17 protein-coding genes are annotated in these 18,513 nt (G+C 66.3%); 6 read left to right on the top strand and 11 right to left on the bottom strand.

The window, feature by feature from the left end:
- A partial coding sequence (gene cphA / locus MRY84_RS02905; RefSeq protein ID WP_291504257.1) for a cyanophycin synthetase occupies window positions 1-1,615 on the bottom strand: 1,615 nt, incomplete at its 3' end.
- A gap of 101 nt (window positions 1,616-1,716) precedes the next feature.
- Entirely contained in the window at window positions 1,717-3,921 is a 2,205-nt protein-coding gene (gene cphA / locus MRY84_RS02900) for a cyanophycin synthetase (RefSeq protein WP_291504256.1), read from the bottom strand.
- Between the two features lie 230 nt (window positions 3,922-4,151).
- On the opposite strand from cphA (MRY84_RS02900), the gene MRY84_RS02895 reads away from it, so the two are divergent.
- The 3 genes from MRY84_RS02895 (at window position 4,152) to MRY84_RS02885 (ending at window position 7,773) form a co-directional block, all read left to right on the top strand.
- Window positions 4,152-6,458: an ABC transporter ATP-binding protein gene (locus tag MRY84_RS02895; protein ID WP_291504255.1), complete on the top strand. Its 2,307-nt coding sequence runs from the start codon at window positions 4,152-4,154 to the stop codon at window positions 6,456-6,458.
- Window positions 6,459-6,482: 24 nt separating this feature from the next.
- On the top strand, window positions 6,483-6,980 hold the full coding sequence (locus MRY84_RS02890) for a DUF1854 domain-containing protein (protein WP_291504254.1): 498 nt from the start codon (window positions 6,483-6,485) through the stop codon (window positions 6,978-6,980).
- A 361-nt stretch (window positions 6,981-7,341) separates the two neighbouring features.
- Window positions 7,342-7,773, top strand: coding sequence for a hypothetical protein (locus MRY84_RS02885; RefSeq protein WP_291504253.1), 432 nt, complete (start codon window positions 7,342-7,344; stop codon window positions 7,771-7,773).
- Between the two features lie 147 nt (window positions 7,774-7,920).
- Here the strand turns inward: MRY84_RS02885 and MRY84_RS02880 are convergent, their stop codons facing one another.
- The 4 genes from MRY84_RS02880 to MRY84_RS02865 all read right to left on the bottom strand — a co-directional run bounded on the left by MRY84_RS02880 (window position 7,921) and on the right by MRY84_RS02865 (window position 12,119).
- Window positions 7,921-8,382, bottom strand: a complete 462-nt coding sequence (locus MRY84_RS02880) for an EF-hand domain-containing protein (RefSeq protein ID WP_363317466.1) — start codon at window positions 8,380-8,382, stop codon at window positions 7,921-7,923.
- Between the two features lie 127 nt (window positions 8,383-8,509).
- On the bottom strand, window positions 8,510-9,430 hold the full coding sequence (locus MRY84_RS02875; RefSeq protein ID WP_291504252.1) for a 5'-nucleotidase: 921 nt from the start codon (window positions 9,428-9,430) through the stop codon (window positions 8,510-8,512).
- A gap of 144 nt (window positions 9,431-9,574) precedes the next feature.
- Entirely contained in the window at window positions 9,575-10,807 is a 1,233-nt protein-coding gene (gene gspF / locus MRY84_RS02870; RefSeq protein WP_291504251.1) for a type II secretion system inner membrane protein GspF, read from the bottom strand.
- 277 nt (window positions 10,808-11,084) lie between these two features.
- Complete coding sequence (locus MRY84_RS02865) at window positions 11,085-12,119, bottom strand: LLM class flavin-dependent oxidoreductase (RefSeq protein WP_291504250.1); 1,035 nt, start codon at window positions 12,117-12,119, stop codon at window positions 11,085-11,087.
- A 203-nt stretch (window positions 12,120-12,322) separates the two neighbouring features.
- Here MRY84_RS02865 and MRY84_RS02860 point away from each other — a divergent pair, with 203 nt between their 5' ends.
- Window positions 12,323-12,808 carry a CZB domain-containing protein gene (locus tag MRY84_RS02860; protein WP_291504249.1) on the top strand — a complete coding sequence of 162 codons (486 nt, stop codon included), beginning with the start codon at window positions 12,323-12,325 and terminating at the stop codon, window positions 12,806-12,808.
- Here the strand turns inward: MRY84_RS02860 and MRY84_RS02855 are convergent.
- Complete coding sequence (locus tag MRY84_RS02855; RefSeq protein WP_291504248.1) at window positions 12,786-13,511, bottom strand: NAD(P)H-dependent oxidoreductase; 726 nt, start codon at window positions 13,509-13,511, stop codon at window positions 12,786-12,788. The genes MRY84_RS02860 and MRY84_RS02855 overlap by 23 nt on opposite strands.
- A gap of 73 nt (window positions 13,512-13,584) precedes the next feature.
- On the opposite strand from MRY84_RS02855, the gene MRY84_RS02850 reads away from it, so the two are divergent.
- Window positions 13,585-14,535, top strand: coding sequence for a LysR substrate-binding domain-containing protein (locus tag MRY84_RS02850; RefSeq protein ID WP_291504247.1), 951 nt, complete (start codon window positions 13,585-13,587; stop codon window positions 14,533-14,535).
- A 260-nt stretch (window positions 14,536-14,795) separates the two neighbouring features.
- Window positions 14,796-15,548: a M48 family metallopeptidase gene (locus MRY84_RS02845; protein WP_291504246.1), complete on the top strand. Its 753-nt coding sequence runs from the start codon at window positions 14,796-14,798 to the stop codon at window positions 15,546-15,548.
- A gap of 146 nt (window positions 15,549-15,694) precedes the next feature.
- Here the strand turns inward: MRY84_RS02845 and ruvC are convergent, their stop codons facing one another.
- From ruvC to MRY84_RS02825, 4 genes are all read right to left on the bottom strand, one after another.
- Window positions 15,695-16,243, bottom strand: coding sequence for a crossover junction endodeoxyribonuclease RuvC (gene ruvC, locus MRY84_RS02840; RefSeq protein ID WP_291504245.1), 549 nt, complete (start codon window positions 16,241-16,243; stop codon window positions 15,695-15,697).
- A gap of 59 nt (window positions 16,244-16,302) precedes the next feature.
- Complete coding sequence (locus MRY84_RS02835) at window positions 16,303-17,295, bottom strand: phosphatidate cytidylyltransferase (RefSeq protein ID WP_291504244.1); 993 nt, start codon at window positions 17,293-17,295, stop codon at window positions 16,303-16,305.
- Window positions 17,296-17,368: 73 nt separating this feature from the next.
- Window positions 17,369-18,142, bottom strand: a complete 774-nt coding sequence (locus tag MRY84_RS02830) for a lysophospholipid acyltransferase family protein (RefSeq protein WP_291504243.1) — start codon at window positions 18,140-18,142, stop codon at window positions 17,369-17,371.
- Window positions 18,143-18,214: 72 nt separating this feature from the next.
- On the bottom strand, window positions 18,215-18,513 hold a 299-nt coding region (locus tag MRY84_RS02825; protein ID WP_291504242.1), incomplete at its 5' end, for a hypothetical protein.

Below are 18,513 nucleotides of genomic sequence, written 5' to 3'. Positions count from 1 at the left end.
CGAACACGGCCGCGTCGACCTCGGGGTGCAGCAGCACGTTGCGGGCGCTCTTGGGGCCGCTGCAGTCGCCGCTGTCGATCTGGCGGCCGTTCACGTACACGCCATCGGTGTTGGTCATGCCCACCCGCAGGCCTTGGGCGGTGAACAGGTGGGCAATCAGGCGCGCTGTGGTGGTCTTGCCGTTGGTGCCGGTGACAGCCACCACCGGGATGCGGCCGTCATCGCCGTGGGCGTAGAGCTTGTCGACCATGGCCTGGCCCACGTTGCGGGGTTTGCCGTAGCTGGGCGCCAGGTGCATGCGCAGGCCGGGGGCGGCGTTCACTTCGACGAAGCCGCCGCCTTGTTCCTCCAGCGGGCGCAGCACGGTTTCGGCCACCATGTCCACGCCGCAGATGTGCAGGCCCACCATCTGGGCGGCCGCCACCGCCCGCGCGGCGACCTCGGGGTGCACGTCGTCGGTCACGTCGGTGGCGGTGCCGCCGGTCGACAGGTTGGCGTTGTTGCGCAGGATGACGCGCTGGCCCTTGGCTGGCACCGAGTCGGGCGTCAGGTCCTGCATGGCCAGGCGGGCCACGGCGATGTCATCCAGGCGGATCTTGGTCAGCGAGGTGGCGTGGCCCTCGCCGCGGCGGGGGTCCTGGTTGACCACGTCCACCAGCTCGCGCACGGTGTGCTGGCCGTCGCCCAGTACCTGGGGCGGTTCGCGGCGCGCGGCGGCCACCAACTGGTCACCCACTACCAGCAGGCGGAAGTCGTGGCCGGGCAGGAAGCGCTCGACCATCACGGTGCCGTATTCGGCGGCGTTCTTGTAGGCTTCTTCGAGCTGCGCGCGGTCGGTGATGTTGACCGTCACGCCCTTGCCCTGGTTGCCGTCTTGCGGCTTGACCACCACGGGCAGGCCGACCTTCAGGGCCACTTCCCAGGCTTCGTCCACTGTCTCTACCGGCTTGCCCAGCGGCACGGGCACGCCCGCGGCGTGCAGCAGGCGCTTGGTCAGGTCCTTGTCCTGGCCGATGGATTCGGCCACGGCGCTGGTCGAATCGACCTCGGCCGCCTGGATGCGGCGCTGCTTGGAGCCCCAGCCAAACTGCACCAGGCTGCCGCGCGTGAGGCGACGGTAGGGGATGCCCCGGGCCACGGCGGCCTCGACGATGGAGCCCGTGCTGGGGCCCAGACGCTCGTCCTCGTCCAGCTCGCGCAGCTCGGCAATCACGGCATCGGCATCGAAGCTGCCCCGGCCTTGCGCCGCTTCAATGAGTTGCTGGGCGTATTCAAACGCCTTGCGGCCCACGGCCTCTTCGCTGTACTCCACGACCACCTGGTAAACGCCTGCGTCGGTGGTGGCGGTGGTGCGCGCGAAGGTGACGGGGCAGCCCGCCTGCGCCTGCAGGGCCAGGGCAGCCGTTTGCAGCACATGGGCCAGCGAGACATCGCCGCCGCCAGTCTCGGGGTGCAGCACGCCGATGGCGGGGAACAGGGCCCGCAGGCGGGGTTCGAATCCGGCCATCTGGCCCACGGCGCGCTCGTTCTCGGCGCAGGTCACCACGGCCTCGATGGCCATGTGGCGGCTCCAGAGGTTGGGGCCGCGCAGGGCCCGGGTGCGGGATACATCCATGGAAGTCTCTTTCAGTGGTCCATCAGAGCGCTGGGGCCCTGTTCAGGTCGTGGGATGCGGGGTTCAACAACAAAGGCAATTGGCAAATGCGCGAGGGGCCATCACGACCGCAGTGCGGCGGTGGGGACCAGCTCGGGCTCGAAGGTCTTGATGCCCGCGCCAATGAGGTCGGGGGCGATGTCCAGCGCCCAGGCCGTGGCGATGGCGGCCAGCAGGGCATCGGTGTCGGGCACCACGGCGTTGCGGCCGAAGGTCAGGTCGGCCAGCGAGCCCAGCACGTGCTCGGAGCTGCCGGTGGCCAGCACCACTCGGCCGTTCTTCACGACCACGGCACGGCCGTTGTCCTTGGCGCGGTGCTCCACGATCACGGGCAGGGTTGCGTCCTGCGCATACAGCACCACCGCACCATCGGAGAGCGGCGCGAGGTCTGCCACCTGCGGGATGGCGGCATTGAGTACGGCCGCGCCCTCGGACAGCACCACGTCCACCTGGGTGCGCATCACCTTGGTCATCTGATCCTGCTCGTGCACATCAAATTCGGTCAGCGTTTCCACGCCGTCCATGTCGGTCACCACGCCCACCTGGCAGCGGTCGTAGGCCAGGCCATCGCGCAGGATGGTGCGCGCGTCGCTTTCGATCACGGCGGCCTGCACCGTCTTGTTCATCAGCAGTCGATGCGCGGCTTCCCAATGGGCGCAATCCGTGGATTCGACGCAGCGGCGGTCCAGGAACAGCCCTTCGCGGCAGGCCAGGCCCGTGTGGTGCCCGCTCAGGTGCAGCAGCCAGGCTACCACCCGCGCGATGGTCGAGGTGCCGCGCGTGCCTGCCACGCCCACCAGCGGAATCCGGCCGGCTTGGCCTGTGTCGTCTTCCGACGGGAACAGGTGCTCGGCAATGGCCTGCCCTACGGGGCGGGGCGCGCCCACGGCGGGCTTCAAGTGCATCAGCAGGCCTGGACCTGCGTTGACTTCCACAATGGCGCCGCCCTGGACGTGCAAGGGTTTGGAGATGTCCTTGGCGACCAGATCGATGCCCGCGATGTCCAGTCCCACGACCTTGGCCGCCAGCTGGGCGATGTAGGCCACCTCGGGGTGCACGTCGTCGGTGCAGTCCACGGCCACATTGCCGTTGCGCTGCACCACCACCTGGCGGCCCGCTGCGGGTACCGAGTTGGCGTCCAGATCCTGGCGCTTGAGTTCCAGCTGCACCTTGGTGTCGGTGGCCAGGTCGATGATTTCGAGCGGGTACTCTTCTTCGTAGCCCCGGCGCGGGTCGGAATTGAGCTGGGTGTCGATCAGCTCCTTGACCGTGGAATGGCCGTTGCCGGTGATGCTCACCACCTCGCCCCGGGCCGCGGCCACGACCTTGCCGCCCACCACCAGCAGGCGGTGCTCGTCGCCGGGGATGAAGCGCTCGACCATCACGTCGCTGCCTTCGGGATAGGCCACGTGGTAAGCCGCTTCGATGTCTTCCTTCTTGCGCAGGTCCAGCGTCACGCCCCGGCCGTGGTTGCCGTCCGAGGGCTTGACCACCACGGGCAGGCCGATCTCCTGCGCGGCTTCCCAGGCTTCCTCGGGGCTGTTGACGACCTGGCCTTCGGGGATGGGTACGCCGCAGGATTTGAGCAGGCCCTTTGTCAGGTCCTTGTCGCTGGCGATGCCTTCGGCGATGGCGCTGGTGAACTCGGTCTCGGCGGTCCAGATGCGGCGTTGGCTGGCACCGTAGCCCAGCTGCACCAGGTTGCCGTCGTTCAGGCGGATGTGGGGGATGCCGCGGTCGGTGGCGGCAGTGACGATGCACGCCGTGCTGGGGCCGAGGTACTGGTCGTCCACCTCGGTCCGCACGCGGGCCACGGCGGCCTGTACGTCAAAGGGCTCGTCGTTGATGGCCGCCATGATGAGGGCGTGGCCCTGTGCCAGCGCCACACGGGCCACGCTTTCGTCCCGTGCGCGGAACACCATGCGGTACACGCCGCGCTGGCTGGTACTTCGCGTCTGGCCGAAGCCCGTGGGCATGCCCGCGAGGTTCAGCAGCTCGATCACGATGTGCTCCAGCACGTGGCCGCACCAGGTGCCTTCCTCCAGGCGCTGCAGGAATCCGCCCCGCTCTCCCACGCCGCAGTGGTGCTCGATCAGCGCGGGCAGCCAGGCCGTCAGGCGCTGGTTGAAGCCCGGGATGGTGTGCGAGGGGTAGTCCTCCAGTTCGCCCAGGTCCAGCCAGACCTCCAGCACAGGCCGGTAAGTCCAGATGTTGGGGCCGCGCAGGTAGTTGATGCGAAGCAGTTGGATGTCGTTGAGTTTCGCCATGGATTGCAGCGGGTGGTTGTCCGGCCCGGTAGGGGCTGGGCAGGAGAAAAGGATACTTTTGTGGACGAGGATTGTGCTCCAGTCCAGGGGCGGCGGCGGTGTCAGCGGAATGGGTGCCGCGGGCGTTGTGTGAGGATGCCGTCCCCCTGTGGGATGCAGTATCGGGGAGAATTCGCGCTTTCGCGAGATCGGTCACCGCAGGCAGCCGGGGGCGGAAATACCAACCAAAAATGCAACATCACCATTCTGTGGACGCCTCGGGTGTCTTTTCTGGCCCTGTGGGGGCCGATCTGCGGGTCATGCTCGCTCCCAAGGAAAACGTACTGGCCGCGCTGCAGGTTGACCTGAGTGCGGCGCTGCGCTTTGCGGCGGGCTGGGTGGTGGTGACTTCCGAGAGGCTGATGGCCTGCGACCCCGGCACGACGGCTTGGCGCAGCTGGCCTTTGGCAGACGGTCTGGCGCTCAAGCTGCACGACCATGGTGGCGTCGGCTCGCTGGAGCTGCACAACGCCCAGGAGCGTGTGGCGCTGTGGCGCTTTACCTTGGCCCACCATGCCCAGGCCTTGCGGCTGCTGCAGCGTTTCGAACAACAAAGCGCCCGGGGTGGCAACGGCGCCGAGGATGAGGCCGACGAACCTGCTTGCCCCACCTGCCACACCCCCCTGCCGCCCGACACCGACGAATGCCCTGCCTGTGCCCGCGCCCAGCCGCCCCAGACGTCCACCTGGGTGCTGCTGCGCCTGTGGCGGTTTGCCCGGCCCTACCGCAAGCAGTTGGCGGCCGGTTTCGCGCTCACGCTGGCGTCCACGGCCGCGACGCTGGTGCCGCCCTACCTCACCATCCCGCTGATGGACGACATCCTGATCCCGTTCCAGAACGGCAAGCAGATCGATCCGATGCTGGTGTTGCTCTACCTGGGCGGGCTGCTGCTGTCGGCCCTGCTGGCCTGGGGGCTGTCGTGGGCGCGCACCTACATCCTGGCGCTGGTGTCCGAGCGCATCGGCGCCGACTTGCGCACCACCACTTACGAGCACCTGCTGCGCCTGTCGCTCGACTACTTCGGCGGCAAGCGCACGGGCGACTTGATGGCCCGCATCGGCTCGGAAACTGATCGCATCAACGTTTTCCTGTCGTTGCATGCACTGGATTTCGTCACCGACGTGCTGATGATCTGCATGACGGCGGCCATCCTGTTCTCTATCAACCCGTGGCTGGCGCTGGTCACGCTGGTGCCGCTGCCCTTCATTGGTTGGATGATCCATACCGTGCGCGACCGCCTGCGCACCGGCTTCGAGAAGATCGACCGGGTGTGGTCCGAGGTGACCAATGTGCTGGCTGACACCATCCCGGGCATCCGGGTCGTGAAAGCCTTTGCACAGGAAAAGCGCGAAGCCCAGCGCTTTCGCGACGCTAATCAGCACAACCTGGAAGTGAATGACAAGCTCAACAAGACCTGGAGCCTGTTCACGCCCACGGTGTCGCTTCTCACCGAAATCGGCCTCTTGGTGGTGTGGGCGTTCGGCATCTGGCTGGTGTCGCGCAACCAGATCACGGTCGGTGTGCTCACGGCGTTCATCGCCTATATCGGCCGGTTCTATGGCCGCCTGGATTCGATGAGCCGCATCGTCTCGGTCACGCAAAAGGCTGCCGCCGGTGCCAAGCGCATCTTTGACATCCTGGACCACGTGAGCAACGTGCCCGACCCGGCCCAACCCGTCAAAGTGGACAAGGTGCAAGGTGCGATCACCATGCAGGGCGTGGGCTTCCGCTATGGTAGCCGCGCGGTCATCAAGGGACTGGACCTCGACATCCGCCCCGGCGAGATGATCGGCCTGGTGGGCCACAGCGGCTCGGGCAAGAGCACGCTGGTCAACCTGATCAGCCGCTTCTACGACGTGAGCGACGGCTCCATCCAGGTGGATGGCATTGACATCCGCCGCTTTGCCGTCGCCGACTACCGCCGCCACATCGGCCTGGTCCTGCAGGAGCCCTTCCTGTTCTTCGGCACGATTGCCGAAAACATCGCCTACGGCAAGCCGGATGCCACGCGCGAAGAGATCGTGGCGGCGGCCCGCGCCGCCCACGCGCACGAGTTCATCCTGCGCCTGCCTCACGGCTACGATTCGCTGGTGGGCGAGCGCGGTCAGGGCCTGTCGGGCGGCGAGCGCCAGCGCATCAGCATCGCCCGGGCGCTGCTGATTGACCCGCGCATCCTGATCCTGGACGAGGCCACTTCGGCCGTCGATACCGAGACCGAGAAGGAGATCCAGAAGGCGCTGGACAACCTGGTGCAGGGCCGCACAACCATTGCCATTGCCCACCGCCTGTCCACTCTGCGCAAAGCCGACCGCCTGGTGGTGATGGACCGCGGCGAGGTGGTGGAGGTGGGCCCGCACGACGAACTGATGGAGAAGCAGGGCGCCTACTGGCGGTTGTACGAAGCCCAGGCGCGCCGCGCCGAGGAAGACGCGCAAGCCGCGGGCGTGATCATCGACAGCAGCCTGCTGCACCCGGCCCACCCGGCGGGTAACCCCTGACGACCAGCAGTGCTGGAAACCGCCATGAACACCCCTTCCTTTTCGCCATCGCCTTCCGCTGCGTTCACCTTGGTGCGCAACCCTCATGGCCGTCTGACGCTCACCCTGCCTGACGGCACGGTCCACGAGGGCGTCACGCCTGTGCGGGCATTCCCGATCGCCGCGCCCGCCGAAGGGCTCTCGCTGATTGGTTCTGACGGCCACGAGTTGCTCTGGATCGACCGGCTGGATCAGTTGCAGGCTTCCGTCCGCCAGCTGATCGAAGAAGAGCTGGAAGTGCGCGAGTTTGTGCCCACTATCGAAAAAATCATTGAGGTTTCGAGTTTCTCGACGCCGAGCACCTGGCAGGTGGAGACGGACCGCGGTCCCGCCAGTCTTGTTCTCAAGGCCGAGGAAGACATTCGGCGCCTGGGCGGGCGCACCCACCTGCTGATTGCAGGGGGAGATGGCATGCAGTTCCGCGTCAAGGACACCGCGGCCCTGGACCGGCATTCGCGCCGTCTCCTCGAACGCTTCCTGTAACTCGCGCGCCGTCGCCTCTGTCCTTCAGGGGCCTTTTCGGAAGGACGGCTCACTTTTCGCCAGTCCCGGCGGGTGGATGCTTGCCTGCATCCAGCGTCCTGTCGTCTTGTGTTGCAAAGACTGTTGCGCCCACACGTAATCAATAGTGAGCACAATGCGCCCCGTGCACGCCGATCCAACCTTTACGTGCCGCTAAAAGAGGTGAAAAGATAGGTGTAAACCCTAGTTTTGGGTCAATCGGCGAAAAAGGCCTAAATTTCCCTTTCTTTTTGCCGTAATAGATTACGAAGACGGCGGAAAAGCATCCGCACTCCGTGTAGGTCAAGCTGATCCGTATCCATCCACCATTGGGGCCACTGCCATGCAAATGCCACCTGTCGACCGATCGCCGAGTTGGCGTCCTCAGGGCGCTGATTTGTATTCCACTGGCGCCTCTGGCGCGCCGCCGGTGCGGCCTATCAATGCCTCGAATCCTGTCGAGTCGATGGATCGGCTGGGTGAGGGCGCCATCGTGCGCGAGCCCGACAAGCCTTCTGCGCCTGACGTGGCAAACCGAGACTGGACCGAAGTCAAGAAGAAGGAGACCGTCGAGGAGCCTCCCGAGCCGCCGAAAGAGCCGATCTACAAGCAATTGCTGGAACTGATCCAGTCGATGTGGCGCGCCAGCGGCAGCGCGGTGGAAGTGGCGCAGGACATCAACAAGATGACCTTGCAGGAACGCATGGCCTTGCAGGTCAAGAACGAGCCGTTGACCTATTCAGATCCCAAGGTCAAGCGCACTGGCGGTTTGTAGTCGAGCCGGGGAGGCCGCAGCGACCGGTTCTTGGCTGATATGCTATTAATTTGATAGCTTTCAGCGTTTGTTAGGAAAGCGCAAGGCGCCGATTTGAAGTAGAAGCGTGCGGGGTTGAGGTTGCGGGACCCGCCGCAGGCCCCTTGGTTACCGCGCGGCCGGTGCAGGTGAAGCCGCAGCCTCGGCGGCCTTGTTGCGTTCACGTTCTGCGCGGTATTTGGCTGCGAACTCGCGCACCTCCTGGTACGACACATAGCCATCGTGGTCCGTGTCGGCGTCGTCAAACGCGTTGGCCAAACGGGGGAAAAGCCTGACCTCGGTGCGGCTGAGCTTGCCGTCGCCGTTGAAATCAAGCATCTTGAATTCGCGCATGGCCTTGATCTCGCCTTTGGTGAGCGCGGCCTGGGCCTGGGGCTGGCCCTCGCCCGGGCCACTGGCGCCGCCTGCACTCTGCGGCGTGGAATCTGGGGATTGCGGCTGAGCCTCGGAGGCTGCGGCGGCTCCGGCGCCCGACAGGCCTGCCGCCACGCACAGGCTGGCCAGCCAGATCGAGGTCGTCAAGAAAAAGCGTTCACGCAAAACGGGCTCCTGGGTTTCACAGGTCAGCATGGTTGCACAGTTGGGTGGCACGTACGCCGAATGCAACGCCGCACTTGCAAGCTTTCACGTTGCGTTGCAGGGATTGCAGGGCATTTGCCTGGCGACCGTTGCGCGTCGCAGCAGGACTTATCAAGGTTTACCCCCCGGCAGCCTGCTTCACGTTCGAAATGCCACTGCTCACATGGCCTGCAGGCACGTGCCGGGCGGCAGAGGTGACGTGGCCGGTCTGGTCGTCAAAGAAGAAGTCCGGCTCGAACTCGCGCAGGAAGGGCCCTTTCTCCAGGCCGCCGAGGAACATGGCCTCGTCCACGCTGATGCCCCAGTCGAGCAGCGTTCGCACTGCGCGCTCGTGTGCCGGGGCGCTGCGGGCGGTCACCAGCGCGGTGCGGATGCGCATGGTGTGCGATGCATGGGCCTGCTGCTGCAACTGGTGCAGCGCGGCCAGCAGCGGCTTGAAAGGGCCGCCCGCCAGGGGCTGGTTGGCCTTGTCCACCTCGTTTTCCTGAAAGGCCGGCAAGCCGCCCTCCTGGTACACCCGCTCGGCTTCGTCCGAAAACAGCACGGCGTCGCCGTCAAACGCAATGCGCACCTCGTTCGGAAACCGGTCGCCCGCAGGTGTGGAGTCGGTCATCACCCGCGCGGCCGGGAAGCCGATGGACAGTGCCTGGCGCACGTCTGCCTCGTTGGCCGACAGGAACAGGTGCGCGCCCAGCGGCCGCAGGTAGGCAAACGGGTCGCGCCCGCGCGTGAACACCCCGCGCTCGATGCGCATTCCTGCCGCCTGGGCCGATGCAAACACGCGCATCCCGCTGGCCGGATCGTTGCGCGAGAGCATGACCACCTCCACCCGTTGCACATCGGGCGTGTTGAACGCCAGCAACTTGCGCACCAGCGAAAACGCCACGCCCGGACGCGCGGGCTGGTGCACCAGCGCGAGCTGGTGGCGCATGTAGGCCTCTTCGTCGCCGGATTCGAAGAGCAGGTTTTCCTCTTCGAAGTTGAACAGTGCGCGCGAGGAGATAGCGACGACCAGCTTGTCGTCCAGCGTTACAGGCATCGGACTCGTCCTTGGCTGAGATTCATGGCGTCATCCCGGCGCGTTGTTCTGGGCGCGGGCAGGCCAGCGGCCGCCGCGCAAGGGCCGCCCCGCCGCGGTGGCGGCGTCTCCCTCGGGGGAAGGCGCGAAGCGACACAGGGGGCTTCATTTCACGAACTGGTTGAGCTGGATGATCGGCAGCAACACCGCCAGCACGATCAGCATCACGATCAGGCCCATGCCGACGATGAGCAGCGGCTCCAGGATGGTGGCGAGCGCCAGGGCGCGGCGCTGCACCTCGGTGGAAAGCTGTCGGGCCGCGCGCTGCAGCATCACGGGCAACTGCCCGGTCTGCTCACCCAGCCGGGCGAACATCGACAACAGGCCCGGGAAGCGCTTTTTCTGCGCCAATGCCGACGCCAGCGGCGCCCCTTCGCGCACCAGCACCAGCGCGTCCAGGGCATCGGCGCGCAGTGCGCGGTTGTTGAGCGTTTCCGCCGCGGCTTGCAGCGCCTTCAGGATGGGCACCCCCGCGCCCGCCAGCATCGCCAGCGTGCCCGCGAACCGGGCCGCGTTGTAGCCGCGCGCCAGCTTGCCCACCAGCGGCAGGTTGAGCCAGGCGGCGTCGAATTTTTCGCGGATATGGCCAAACGTTAGCGCCCAGCGGGCGCTAAAAGCTATAAAAATAGTAGCAATCAGCAGTGCCCAGCCATAGTTGCGCACAAAGGCGCTGATGCCCAGCATGGCCACCGTGAGGAAGGGCAGGGCGCGCTTGGTGCCCGCGAACACGCTGGCCACCTGGGGCACCACGTAGCCGACCAGGAACAGCACGATCACGATGGCCACGATGGTCACGATGGCCGGGTACAGCGCCGCGCCCACCAACTTGGCCTTGAGCGCCTGGCGCTCTTCAAGGTCGTCGGCCAGGCGCTCCAGCACCAGGCCCAGGTTGCCGCTGTGCTCGCCCGCGCCGATCACGGCGCAGTAGATGTCGGAGAACTCGCGCGGGTGCTGTGCCAAGGCGCGCGCGAACGTGGCGCCCGCGTTGACCTCCGCGCGCAGCGCCGCCACCAGGTGGCGCTGGCGCTCATCGTCGGCTTCTTCCGACAGTGCCGTGAGCGCCCGCTCCAGCGGCAGGCCTGAAGACACGAGTCCGGCGATCTGTCGCGTCCAGATCGCCAGCGCAGTGGCGCTGAAGACCGGCCGTGTGAAAAGCCGCTGGCCGAGGCCCGCGGCCTGCCCGTCGCGGGTCTGGCCGGTTTGCACCGGCTCCACGGCCAGCGGCACCAGCGCCTGGGCGCGCAGCAGGCTTCGCGCGGCCTTGGCGGTGTCGGCCTCCATGAGGCCCTTGCGGGTCTGGCCCTGGGCGTCCAGGGCTTCAAAGGAAAAAGCAGGCATGCGGGCGTGGGCAGTGAGAAGGCGGCAAGGGGCAACGCATCATGGCAAGCGAGGCCGGGCATGGCGTCCGGTGGCAGCCCATGATGGTATCCGCTTGCTGCCCCAGCCACGGAGCGAGCGATCTTTCAATCGGAAGTGTCGAATGTGCAATTTGCCCCGGCGAGCGTGCACACCTGCCAACCCTGCGCCATCTCCGCATTTGACAACGCTACGCCAGGCAATGGCGGGCATTCCGGCCTGCCGCGCCCATCGGAACTCGCGCCGTAGCCGCGCGAACTCAGGCTGGCGTGGGCTGGCCCGCCGTCCGCATCGCGCTGTGGGCCTGCGCTGCGATGTCCAGGGAGCGCAGGCGCAATGCCGGGTCGTACACGTCGCACACCAGCATGAACTCGTCCGCACCGGTGGCATCGGCCAGGCGTTCCAGGCCTGTGCGCACGGTGTCCGGGCCGCCGATCACGGCCGCGGCCAGAAAGTCGCCAATCGCGGCGCGCTCCTGCGGCTGCAGGTTGGCGGCGTAGTTCGCGATGGGCGGCAGCAGCCGGCGCCGGTCGCCCGTGAGGATGCCCAGCACGCGCTGGTAGGTGCTGCTGGCCAGGTAGTCGGCCTCTTCGTCGGTGGGCGCGGCAATCAGCGGCACGCCAATCACCACGTAAGGCTTGGGCCAAGCGGCTGAGGGGCGATAAAGGTTGCGGTACAGCTCGATGGCCTGGTGCAGCAGGCGCGGCGCGAAGTGCGAGGCAAACGCATAAGGCAGCCCCTGCTGCGCCGCCAGTTGCGCTGAAAACAGGCTGGAGCCCAGCAGCCAGATGGGCACATTGGTGCCTGCGCCGGGCATGGCGATCAGGCGCTGCCCGGGCTCGGCAGGCGCCAGAAGGCGCTGCAGCTCGGCCACGTCGCGCGGGAAGTCCTCCTCGGTTTCCACCCGGTTGCGGCGCAGGGCGCGCATGGTGGTGGGGTCGGTGCCGGGTGCGCGGCCCAGGCCGAGGTCGATGCGGCCGGGATACAGCTCGGCCAGGGTGCCAAAGGCCTCGGCGACCACCAGCGGCGCGTGGTTGGGCAGCATCACGCCGCCGGAACCCACGCGGATGCGCGAGGTGCCACCCGCAATGTGCCCCACCAGCACGGCGGTGGCCGAACTGGCGATGCCGGCCATGTTGTGGTGCTCGGCCAGCCAGTAGCGCGCAAACCCCAGTTTTTCGGCGTGCTGGGCCGTGCGCAGGGCGATCTGCAGGGCATCAGCAACGGTGCCGCCCTCGCGGACGGCGACCAGGTCGAGCATGGAAAGGGTGGGGCGGCGGGTCGAATCGGTCATGCCGGGCATTGTCCGGTGCGTCGCCTCGATGTGCAGCGATCCGGGCCAGAGTCGGCGTGCCTGGCAGGGTTGCCCCGGGGCAGGGCCGTGCGAGCGGGCAAATTTTGGTAGCCAAAACCGTTGCACCCTCCCAAAATGTTTCCACCCGTATCTGGCGGCGCCGCTTCGGCGCTGCGCGGTGCGCGCTTTCACAGGGATGCAGCATGGGTTTTTTCAGCCGCCTGTTCAGGCTCCGGGAGCAAGACCCGACCAGCCCCGACACCACCTGGGCCATGGAAGACAATGGCAGCGAGCTGGTGCTCGACCCCGAGTACGCCGCCATGCTCATGACCGAGATCGACATCGACGCCGCCATTGCCAGCCACGAGCGCTGGCGCCTGCAATTGCAGGACATGGTCAATGGCCGCTCGCAGGAGGTGATGCGCCCCGAGCGCGTCTGCCAGGACGACCGCTGCGACCTGGGCCGCTGGCTCTACGGAACGGGGCGCGTGCGGCTGGGGCACTATCCGGCGTTCACCATGCTGGTGGCGCGCCACAAGTACTTTCACCAGCAGGCAGCCGAGGTGGTGACGGCGTTCCAGGCGGGCGAACAGCAAAAAGCCGTCCAGTTGCTCAATAGCAGCACCCGCCATGCGTCCAATCAGGTGCTGCTGCTGCTCAAGGAGCTCAAGCGGGGATTGGGGCGGTGAAACGCGCCGCTGGCGGCTGTTCGGCTGCGGCGGGGCTTTGCCCCAACATCGACACCAGGCCGTCCACGGCCGCCTCGGCCTGCCGAATCGACTCAGCCAGCCGTTCATCTGCGAACTCGTCGTACTCGATGGACGCGCCGTAGACATCGGTCACTCCCATGTACGCAAAGGCCGTGGAGATTGAGGGTTCCACATGGTTGCGGCCCGCCAAGCGGCCGCCCGGCTGATAGCCGTAGTCTCCCCGGGAAGACAGGATGACCAATCGCTTGCCGGCATCCGCCAGCAGCGGCCAATAGGGCTCTTTGCCCCGGCTCCGGTCGAAGCCGAACGTGCGGCCCACCCGCACGATGTTGTCGATGTAGGCCTTGAAGGGCGCAGGAGGGCCGAAGTTGTACATCGGAACGCCTGCAACGATGAGCGTCGCTTCCTGCAACTCGTCGACCAACTGGTTGCTGAGCCGCAGTTCCTCGTCCATCCATTCCTCGCGCGATGCTTCGGCGGTGAACGCGGCGTGTATCCACCGGCCAGTGACGGGCGGCGGTGGGACCAGGCCCACGTCCCGGTAGATCACTTTCGTGTCGGGGAACAGCGCAGTCCAGCGTTGGACAAATCGCGCCGTCAGACGTCGGGTGTGCGATCCGTGAGGCATGGAGCCCGATTGGCCGACGCGGGCGCTGGCGTCGATATGCAAGACGGTGGTCATGATGGAATCTCCTTACAGATGAATGAAAATCACGTAGGAGAAGTTTGCTCAGCGTTGCTGCCCAAGACAAACGATGATCTTTCAGGCAACAGATGATCTGAAATCATTCACCCCTTTATTCCTGCATTCACTCATGCGTCAGCGACTCCCTTCCTTGAGCGCGTTGCGCGCGTTTGAAGCGGCAGCGCGTCTGGGCAGCTTCAAACATGCGGCCGAGGAGCTCGCCGTTACCGCAACTGCCATCAGCCACCGGATTCGGGTACTGGAGGAGGATCTGGAGCGCCCCTTGTTTGTGCGCAAAGTGCGCGCGGTTGAGTTGACCGCGGACGGGCGGATATTGCAGGCGGCGGTCAGCAGCGGCTTTCACACCATGGCCGCAGCGATCGCGCAACTGCGGCAACCCGGCCGCGCAACGGTGACCCTGTCAACCACCCCCGCATTCGCCGCCAAGTGGCTGGTGCCGAAGCTGGGCGCCTTCCAGGCCGCCCAGCCCGACATTGATCTGCATGTGCATGCGTCCAATGCGCCCGTGGATCTGAAGGCTGGCACCGTGGACCTGGCGATCCGCTATGGAGAAGGCCACTACCCCGGGGTGACGGCCACTTTGTTGCTGGAGGACCAGTTTGCGCCGGTCGTGAGTCCAACCATCGCGCCCATGGCCCGTCGCGACCTGTCGCAGTGGTCGTTGATCCACTTCGACTGGCATCGTCCACCGCGGGTCGCTCTGGGGTGGGATGCCTGGGCTCGCGCGGCAGGCCGCCAGCCTTCCGAGCTGCCGGGCGGGGGAGTCCGGTATTCGGAGGAAAGCCATGCGATTCAAGCGGCCGTGGCGGGCCAGGGAATTGCGTTGGTGAGCCTGCTGCTGGTGGAGGAGGAATTGCGGCTGGGGCTCTTGCAGGTGGCTGCAGAGCCCGTGCTCCCCGCCCTGTCGTACCACCTGCTCAAGTCCAGCCATCATCCTCCCTCCGAGGCTGTGTCCGTGGTGGAAAGCTGGTTGAAGCGGATCAGCGGGACGACCGCCTAGCCGAGCTGGGATGGGTGGTCCGAACCCATTGAACAGGTGCGTGATGGATCCCAGTGGCGGCTGCACCGCAGTCTGCCCACCGGCCACAGCATCGATACACAGTTCTTACATCTGAAGACATGCATGCCGCGAAGAAATGTCCTTCGCGTGGCTATCCTTCGGCGCGCGTCAAACCATTGCTTGCAGTGGTTGCGCAAAAACACAATCGATCGATTCAAGACCAATCAAAGAAGCTGACGCACGTCAGAGAGGGAACCCCGATGGACCGCCGTAAATTGTTGACGCTCGCAACCCTGGCTTCCGGCGTGAGCGCCGTGTCGCCCGTGTGGGCACAGTTTGACCTGGGCAAGATGCTGGACGCAGGCAAGGATCTCGCTAAATCCGAAAGCCTGTCGGACGAAGAACTCAAGAGCGCGTTCGACCAGATGTCCGCCGAGATGGACAGCCAGAACCAGGTGGCCCCCGCAGGCAACCCCTATGCCAAGCGCCTGGCAAAACTCACCTCCGGTCTGGGCACCCACGACGGCCTCAAGATGAATTTCAAGGTCTACCTCACGCCCGAGATCAACGCCTTCGCCATGGCCAACGGCACCATCCGCGTGTATTCGGGCCTGATGGACAAGTTCACCGACGACGAGGTGCGCTACGTGATCGGCCACGAGATCGGTCATGTGAAGGCCGGGCACACCAAGGCCCGCATCCAGACCGCCCTGCGCACCAGCGCGCTGCGCAATGCGGTGGCGTCCAGCAACGGCAAGGCCGGCGCCATTGCCAGCTCGCAGCTGGGCGACCTGTTCGAGAAAGTGGTGCGTGCCCAGCACTCGCAAAGCAACGAGCGCGAGGCCGATGACTACGCCATGGCCTTCATGAAAGCCAAGCGCTATGACAGCAAGGCATGCGTCAGTGCACTGGAAAAGCTGGCGGCCATGTCGGGTGGCGACTCGACCAGCTTCCTGTCGACCCATCCGTCTCCCAAGGAACGCGCGGACCGGATGAAGACGCAGGTCGCCTGACTTTTTGTGCCGAAAAATGCCTGATGGGGCCGGGTACCGCGCTTTGGGGCGCGGTATTTTTTTGACCGCGCGTACCAGCGTCCCGGTATCCGTGCAGAGGGGCGGAGGCGAACCTGCCTGTATCGCGTCTGGCGCGCGCCGGCAGGTCAGTAGCTGCGCCCGCCCTTGTACATCGCGTGCTGGCGCCGGTTCAGCGTGGCGGCTTCCCCCAGCCGGCCCATGGCCGCACCGGCATGCGCGTGCGTGATGGCCAAGCCCAGGCCGTCGGCCGCGTCGGTGCCCGGCAGGCCGGGCAGGTTCAGCAGGCGGCGCACCATCTCCTGCACCTGGCTCTTGGCTGCGCGGCCATGGCCGACCACGGCTTTTTTCATCTGCAGCGCGGTGTACTCGGCCACGGGGAGGTTGCTTGCCACCAGGGCGGTGATGGCGGCGCCGCGGGCCTGGCCGAGCAGCAGGGTGGACTGCGGGTTGATGTTGACGAAAACGATCTCCACCGAGGCCACGTCGGGCTGGTAGCGCGCAGCGACTTCGGTGATGCCGTCGAACAGGATCTTGAGTCGGCCCGGCAGGTTGCCCAGGGCCAAGCTGGTGGTGCGGATGGTGCCGCTGGCCACGTAGCTGAGCTTGTGGCCATCCACATCCACCACGCCAAAGCCGGTGGTCTGCAGGCCGGGGTCGATCCCTAAGATGCGCATTTGCTATTTAATTGATAGCTGCTGGCGATTGATGGTCAAGCGCCAGCGTCCAATTTGGTTCAAAGCCCGAAATACCACCGGGCAGAGTGGAAGAACACCGGGGCCGCAAAACACAGCGCATCCACGCGGTCGAGCAGGCCGCCAGCGCCGGTCACCGACATGCCCTGCATGCCCCAGCTCGTGATGCCGCGGTCGCGCTTGAGCGCTTTCATCACCAGGTGCCCCAGGCTGCCTGCCACGCAGGCCAGCAGCGCCATGCCCAGCGCCTGGCCGGGCTTGAACGGCGTGATGAAGGTGAGCAGCCCGCCCACCAGCCCGCCCACGGCCACGCCGGCCAGCCAGCTCACCCACTGAAAGCTCTGGCTCACCTGTGGCGCCACCGGCTTGTGCGGGAAGCGCCGGCCCAGCAGATGCTGCACCACCATGCAGGTCTGCACCACGAACACCAGGAAGAACACCAGGAACGCACCCTTGCCGCGGTAGCCCGGAAAGTCCAGCAGCAGCAGCGCGGGCACATGGCTCATGCCGTACACGCAAACCATGATGCCCCACTGCAGTTTGGCATTGCGCTCCAGGAAGCGCTGCGGGTCGTTGGCCAGCGCGCTCACCACGGGAATGGCCAGGAAGACGTAGACGGGGATGAACACCGTGAACAGGTCGAAGTGCTTGCTGCCCACGATCCAGAACTGCAGCGGCAGCACCACAAAGAAGGCCAGCACCAGGCTGCGGTGGTCGCCGCGGCGCGTGGGCGAGAGCGTGATGAATTCGCGCAGCGCAAAGAAGGCCACGATGGCGAACAGCACCGTGGCGACCGTTTCGCCCAGCACCCAGCCCACCCAGAATACGGTGGCCATCATCCATGAGGTCTTGAGCAGGCCCCAGAAGCGCTTGGCCTCGAGCGCCTTGGCTTCGGATTCGGGATCGTCGCTTGCATGCTCGCGCAAGTTGCGCACGAAGGCCCATACGGTGACGATGGAGAGGATGCCGAACACGACCAGGAACAGGGCCCCGATCTGCTGGGTGGTGGTGAGATTGCGCAAAAAATTGTTCATGGCCGTGCCGCTCCCCATGGAGCAGTCGCGGGCAAACGCGTAGTCAAATAGTCGGGCGAAGGGCGCTGCATGCTCAGACCTCCCGCAGCGCGATCACGGCGCGGCGTGCGCGGTCCAGAAAGGGTCGGCGCTCCTCGCCCGGCTCCAGCTGGATGGGCGCGCCGAACGTCACCGAGCACAGGATGGGAACGGGTACGACCTCGCCCTTGGGCATCACGCGCTGCACGTTGTTGATCCAGGCGGGCACCAGCACCACTTGGGGGAACATCTGCGCCAGCTTGAACAGACCCGACTTGAACGGCTGCGGCTCATCGCCATGGCCGCGCGTGCCTTCGGGAAAGATCACGATGGAGTCGCCGCTTTCCAGCGCCCGCACCAGCGGGGCCAGAGGGTCGGATTCCGGCAGGGCAGCGCGCAGTTCTTCAGGCGTCGGCGCGCGGGGCAATGCTTCGGGCGAGGGGTCGGGGCCGCCGGCCATGGCGGTGTCGGCGTCTGCGGAGGCCGTGGCCAGGGCCGCGAGCACGCCGACGGGCTCCGTCGCGACCGGGGCTGCGGGGCGTGCGGGCGTGGTCTGCCGGTCCACGTACACCGCGTTGAAGACGGCCGTGGTGATCCATTGGCGAAAGGGCGTCTTGGTCCAGTAGTCCTTGGCCGCAATGGGGCGGGTGATGCTGCGCAGTTCCTCGGGCAGCGCGGCCCAGATCAGCACCATGTCGGCGTGGCTCTGGTGGTTGGCAAAGTAGATGCGCTGTTCGGCCTTGGGTGGGCAGCCATACCAGCGCGCCTGGGAGCCGGTGAGGAACCGCACGATTCCCAGCAAAAGGACACTCATCAACTTGGCAAGCATGGCGCGGATGATACGGGGGCACGGCGGGCGTCCGCGGAGCGCCTGCGCGGCGCGTGCCACGCGGCTGCGTCTTCAGCGCCGGCGGAAGCGCTTCGATGCCCGCGGGAGCAGCCCCAGCAGCAGCGCGAGCGCGCCCAGCGCCGCGCCAGACAAGGTCGGGATGGAAGCCGGCCCTGGGGGCGGCGCGCCGACGTTCACGGTGAAGGTGTCTCCCGCCCAGGTCCACACGTAGCTGCCGGGTGTGAGGCCCAGGGCTGCGATGGTGGTGGCGTTCCACACTGCCGACGAGCTGAGGGGGGCACCGGAGACGTAGCCGGTTGGGACAAAAAACTCCCCGACAACCCCCCGGATTCCCACCAGATCGCCAGAGG

Source organism: Acidovorax sp., from assembly GCF_022763525.1.
Classification (GTDB): Bacteria; Pseudomonadota; Gammaproteobacteria; order Burkholderiales; family Burkholderiaceae_C; genus Acidovorax.
Note: the sequence above shows the minus strand (reverse complement) of the source record. Positions and strands in the feature narration are given on the sequence as shown.

Coding starts and splice junctions, on each gene's coding strand:
- MRY84_RS02890 (WP_291504254.1), top strand. CDS start 6,483: ATGAACACCCCTTCCTTTTCGCCATCGCCTTCCGCTGCGTTCACCTTG.
- ruvC (WP_291504245.1), bottom strand. CDS start 16,243: ATGCGCATCTTAGGGATCGACCCCGGCCTGCAGACCACCGGCTTTGGC.
- MRY84_RS02885 (WP_291504253.1), top strand. CDS start 7,342: ATGCAAATGCCACCTGTCGACCGATCGCCGAGTTGGCGTCCTCAGGGC.
- MRY84_RS02875 (WP_291504252.1), bottom strand. CDS start 9,430: ATGCCTGTAACGCTGGACGACAAGCTGGTCGTCGCTATCTCCTCGCGC.
- gspF (WP_291504251.1), bottom strand. CDS start 10,807: ATGCCTGCTTTTTCCTTTGAAGCCCTGGACGCCCAGGGCCAGACCCGC.
- MRY84_RS02830 (WP_291504243.1), bottom strand. CDS start 18,142: ATGCTTGCCAAGTTGATGAGTGTCCTTTTGCTGGGAATCGTGCGGTTC.
- MRY84_RS02895 (WP_291504255.1), top strand. CDS start 4,152: ATGCAACATCACCATTCTGTGGACGCCTCGGGTGTCTTTTCTGGCCCT.
- MRY84_RS02880 (WP_363317466.1), bottom strand. CDS start 8,382: ATGCTGACCTGTGAAACCCAGGAGCCCGTTTTGCGTGAACGCTTTTTC.
- MRY84_RS02855 (WP_291504248.1), bottom strand. CDS start 13,511: ATGACCACCGTCTTGCATATCGACGCCAGCGCCCGCGTCGGCCAATCG.
- cphA (WP_291504256.1), bottom strand. CDS start 3,921: ATGGCGAAACTCAACGACATCCAACTGCTTCGCATCAACTACCTGCGC.
- MRY84_RS02850 (WP_291504247.1), top strand. CDS start 13,585: ATGATCTTTCAGGCAACAGATGATCTGAAATCATTCACCCCTTTATTC.
- MRY84_RS02865 (WP_291504250.1), bottom strand. CDS start 12,119: ATGACCGATTCGACCCGCCGCCCCACCCTTTCCATGCTCGACCTGGTC.
- MRY84_RS02845 (WP_291504246.1), top strand. CDS start 14,796: ATGGACCGCCGTAAATTGTTGACGCTCGCAACCCTGGCTTCCGGCGTG.
- MRY84_RS02835 (WP_291504244.1), bottom strand. CDS start 17,295: ATGAACAATTTTTTGCGCAATCTCACCACCACCCAGCAGATCGGGGCC.
- MRY84_RS02860 (WP_291504249.1), top strand. CDS start 12,323: ATGGGTTTTTTCAGCCGCCTGTTCAGGCTCCGGGAGCAAGACCCGACC.